At 68.3% G+C, this 2,136-nt stretch carries 2 protein-coding genes; both read left to right on the top strand.

Annotation, left to right across the window (positions count from 1 at the left end; genetic code table 11):
* Positions 1–145: 145 nt before the first annotated feature.
* The gene (locus WAW17_RS27210; protein ID WP_422335974.1) at positions 146–823 is read left to right on the top strand and encodes a YceI family protein; all 678 of its coding nucleotides are present in this window, start codon (positions 146–148) and stop codon (positions 821–823) included.
* Positions 824–865: 42 nt separating this feature from the next.
* A partial coding sequence (locus WAW17_RS27205; RefSeq protein WP_422335973.1) for a bifunctional 3-(3-hydroxy-phenyl)propionate/3-hydroxycinnamic acid hydroxylase occupies positions 866–2,136 on the top strand: 1,271 nt, incomplete at its 3' end.

The raw sequence follows: 2,136 nt of genomic DNA, 5'->3' as shown, positions 1-2,136 counted from the left end.
CGACCCCGCGTACCGAACCCACGCCCGCGAGCTCGCGGCCGAGTTGAGCGCACTCGACGCGACCAGGCTGATCTCCGACGCAATCAACACCCGCACGCGGTCATAAGCCCGCGCCGGATCGGGTTCGGTCCGCTACGTTCACTTCATGCGCAAGCGGGTGTGGTGGATCGTGACCGGTGTCGTCGTCGTGCTCGCGCTGGTCGGTGTCGGTCCCTGGGTGTATGCGAAATTCCTGCACGGCGACCAGCCCGATGCCCTGCACCTGTCCGGCAACCCGGCGCCCGTGGCCGCCGACGGGCCACTCGACGGCGCGTGGACGGTGTCGCCGGGCTCGCGCGCGGGTTACGAAGTCTGGGAAACGCTCAGCGGCCAGCGGAACTTCGTCCGCGGTCAGACGGACCGCGTCACCGGAGGTGTCACGGTGCAGGACTCGGTGCTGACGGCCGGAAAGGTCGAGGTGGACGTGGCCTCGATCGCCACCGACGACGGCCGACGCGACACCATGTTCCGCACTCTGGTGATGAACACAGCCTCCCAGCCCACCGCGACCTTCGAGATATCCCAACCGGTCGACCTGTCCGCACTACCGGGCGACGGCAGCACCGTCACCGTGCCAGTCAACGGCAAGCTCACGCTGCGCGATCAGACCCGCGACGTGACCACGAATTTCCAGGTCCGGCGGTCCGGTGAAAACATCGAGACGGCGGGCGCGATCGACACGGTGTGGACCGACTACCACATCAACAAGCCCACCCTGTTCCCCAACATCGTCGTCGAGGACACCGGCCAGGTGCAGTTCTCGATCGTGCTGACCAAGGGCTGACCGAACATCGCCGCGTCGAACCGCGTTCCCCCAGCCGTTCCGGTGATCATCGTCGGCGCCGGACCCACCGGCCTGACGACGGCGACGCTTCTCGCCCGCCACGGAATCGGCAGCACCGTAATCGAACGTCACCGCAGCCCCTACCCACTGCCTCGGGCGGTCCACCTCGACGACGAGGTGCTCCGGATCCTGCAAGCTGCCGGGGTCGCGGACGACATCACCCGAATATGCCGGCCCGCCCTCGGGATGCGGCTGGTGGACGCGCAGTTGCGGACTCTGGTCGAGATTCGGCGTGACCGCCCGGTCGGGGTGCACGGCTGGCCGGAGACCAACATGTTCGACCAGCCCGATCTGGAGCGGGTTCTGCGGGCGAACCTCGAACGTCACCCGGGAGTCACCCTGATCCCGGGGCACGAGGCGGTGCGGGTGCGGCAAAGAGCGGACGGCACGGCAGCGGTGACGATCCGCAGCACCGACACCGGACACGAGTCCACCATCACCGCCGGGTACGTGCTCGGCTGCGACGGCGCGAACAGCGCGGTGGGGGCCGCGATCGGCACCGGCACACGAGATCTCGGGTTCGCCCAGCGCTGGCTGGTCGTCGATGCCCACTGCGGCCGCGACCTCGAGATGTGGCCCGGGGTACACCAGCTCTGTGCCGGGCCCCGATCCGCGACGTTCATGCAGATCGGCGACGACCGATACCGCTGGGAGTTCCGCCTCCCCGACGATCACTCCTCCGACTCCGACGACGATATCGCCGAGGACCACGTGTATACCTTGCTCGAACCGTGGGTGTCGGCCGGCGATGGCGGCCTGCGGGTTCTGCGGCACACCACCTATTCCCACCACGCCCGAGTCGCGCGGACCTGGCGCAGCGGACCGCTCTTCCTACTCGGCGACGCCGCCCACCTCACGCCCCCCTTCATCGGCCAAGGGCTCGGTGCCGGACAACGCGACGCGATGAACCTCGCCTGGAAACTGGCCGCCGTCCTCCGCGGTCACGCCGACGACCGACTGCTCGACACCTACCAGCCGGAGCGAAGCAGACACGTCGTCCGGGCTATCCGTACTGCGACCGCGATAGGTCGGATCATGGCCGCACGCCCCACACTTCCCGTACGCGCCGCACACGCGATGCTGCGCCGAGCCTCCCACATGCCGGGACCGGACGAGCTCGCGAAAAGAGTCCTCACACCACCTCTGCGCGGGAGCGCGCTGACCCACCGTCGCCCAGCTCCACCGTTGTTCCGGACCAAAACGGTCGGCACCCCGATACCGCAAGACGTCTTCTACGAAGATGGCTGGACACT

It is taken from the genome of Rhodococcus sp. (in: high G+C Gram-positive bacteria) (assembly GCF_049286785.1).
Taxonomy (GTDB): domain Bacteria; phylum Actinomycetota; class Actinomycetes; order Mycobacteriales; family Mycobacteriaceae; genus Rhodococcus_F.
This window is presented reverse-complemented; position numbering and strand designations above follow the sequence as displayed.

Coding starts and splice junctions, on each gene's coding strand:
- WAW17_RS27210 (WP_422335974.1), top strand. CDS start 146: ATGCGCAAGCGGGTGTGGTGGATCGTGACCGGTGTCGTCGTCGTGCTC.